This is a genomic window from Ilyobacter sp. (assembly GCF_041583315.1).
In the GTDB taxonomy this organism is placed as follows: Bacteria; Fusobacteriota; Fusobacteriia; order Fusobacteriales; family Fusobacteriaceae; genus Ilyobacter.
The window spans coordinates 1-2191 of sequence record NZ_JBFHGC010000494.1 but is presented as its reverse complement, the minus strand read 5'-3'; the positions used below and the strand labels follow the sequence as shown (position 1 = coordinate 2191).

Sequence of the window (2191 nt, the reverse complement as noted above, 5' to 3'; positions counted from 1 at the left end):
GGTATCGTGGAGGGCCATCTGGGTCTTCTCATAGGCATACTTGTCATGCATAAAATGAATAATATTCATGGTATTTACATAGAGCTCACAGAGCCATTCTCTGTAAAGTTTCAGTCTTTTGATCACATCATCATAATTCAGAGGTTCACACTGAAAAGGCTCACTCTCCGGACCTGTCTGCATTCCGGAAACCTCGTCTCGTCCACCGTTTAGTGCCATGAGAAGTATTTTCGGCATATTGCATCTGGCACCGAAATACTGCATCTGTTTACCTATTTTCATGGCCGATACACAGCAGGCTATCCCGTAATCGTCACCGTATCTAGGTCTCATGAGGTCATCGTTTTCATACTGTATAGAGTCAGTATCCATAGATACCTTTGCACAGAATCGTTTAAACTTCACAGGAAGGGATTCTGACCAGAGTACAGTTATATTCGGCTCAGGTGCCGGAGCCAGGGTATAGAGGGTGTTTAGTAATCTGTAAGAGCTTTTTGTCACCATAGAACGTCCGTCCACTCCGGTACCCCCTATAACTTCCGTTATCCAGTTGGGGTCTCCTGCAAAAAGTTCATTGTATTCCGGTGTTCTCAGCTGTCTTACCATTCTCAGCTTGAGTACAAAATCATCTATTATCTCCTGGGCAGATTCTTCTGTAAGAATTCCCCTCTCTATATCTCTCTGAAAATAAATATCTAAGAAGGTACTTACCCTTCCCAGCGACATGGCAGCACCGTTTTGCTCTTTTACCGATGCAAGATATGCAAAATAAAGCCACTGGACAGCCTCTCGGGCATTTTCAGCCGGTGCTGAAATATCGCAGTTGTAAAGTTTTGCCATCTCTTTCATCTTCTTCAAAAAATCAATCTGTTTATACAGTTCTTCTAAAAGCCGTATATTCTCTTCTGTCATTTTTTGACGTCCGTATATCAGCTTGTCTTTTTTCTTTTCCTCTAACAGATAATCCACCCCGTATAGGGATACTCTTCTGTAATCCCCTATAATACGCCCTCTTCCATAGGCATCTGGCAGTCCTGTTATTATTCCAGTACTCCTAGCTGTCTTCATAGCCTCATTGTACACTCTGAATACACCGTCATTATGAGTAGTCTTATATTCAAAATAATCCTCTATCTTCTGGTCCAGCTCATATCCGTAGGCCTCTACAGCCTGTCTTGTCATTTTTATTCCGCCAAATGGATTTACCCCCCTCTTTAGGGGTTTATCAGTCTGTATCCCTACTATTATCTCATTCTCTTTATCCAGATACCCTGCTTCATAAGTGAGAAGTGAAGATACAGTATCTGTGTTTATATCAACCACTCCATTTCTTTCCAGCTCTGTTTTTCTAAGGTCTTCAAATTTATTGAAAAGTTGTCTTGTCCTCTCAGTAGGTCCGCTTAAGAATAGTTCGTCTCCGTCATAAGGCGTATAGTTTTTTTGTATAAAATCCCTAACGTCAATCTCCTGCTGCCACTTGCCTTCTTTAAAATCACTCCATGGATCAAATTTTTTCATTCATATCAACTCCATATTGTTTTTTATAAAAAATAGACCCCCCGAACAAATAGACTCATTCAAGTAATCTATTCGCCCAGGCGGTCGGCTTTCAGCTCTGTAATCCCTGTGGGTTTTTCCCACTATCCGCCAGTCATACAGAGTTTAATATTCTTTTATACAAAACATGAGATTCTTGTAGATCCCTTTTGTTTACATGATTGAATATGCTGAAACCTTAAATATCATCATAATAGTTCCCAAAAACAACAAATGAAATACATATCCGTTTTGCATAGCTTCCTCCACTTAATCAAATAACATTATTACTGTTTACATACACAGTGCCAAAAAATAGACCACAAATTTCTCTTTTTTATATTTTAACACATAATTATAAAAATTTCAATAGCACCGTGGACTAATCAATAATGGAATATTATTTCATCTTAAGATAGCCGTAGAGAGATCTTACCATATTTCCTGTGGCTCCTTTTGGAAAATAATCCTTTGCACTGGTTACAAAGGCAGTTCCGGCTATGTCTATATGCATCCAAGGGAGACCTTCTGAAAATTCCTCTATAAACTTCGCAGCACTAGGAGCACTTCCCCACCTTCCGCCGGAGTTTTTAAGGTCGGCTATATCTGATTTTACCAGCTCTTTGTAGTCGTCAAACAGAGGCATTCTCCAAAG

Annotated in this window: 1 protein-coding gene, 1 pseudogene and 1 riboswitch; the gene and the pseudogene both read right to left on the bottom strand. The window is 39.8% G+C overall.

The annotated features are described in order from the left end of the window. Positions 1 to 1518, bottom strand: a 1518-nt coding sequence (locus ABZA26_RS13360) for a pyruvate formate lyase family protein (protein ID WP_372714996.1), incomplete at its 3' end; no start/stop codon positions are given. A 67-nt stretch (positions 1519 to 1585) separates the two neighbouring features. Further along, positions 1586 to 1665, bottom strand: a riboswitch (ZMP/ZTP riboswitch). A gap of 271 nt (positions 1666 to 1936) precedes the next feature. Further along, a pseudogene (locus tag ABZA26_RS13355) lies at positions 1937 to 2191 on the bottom strand (aminopeptidase); the annotation flags it as partial.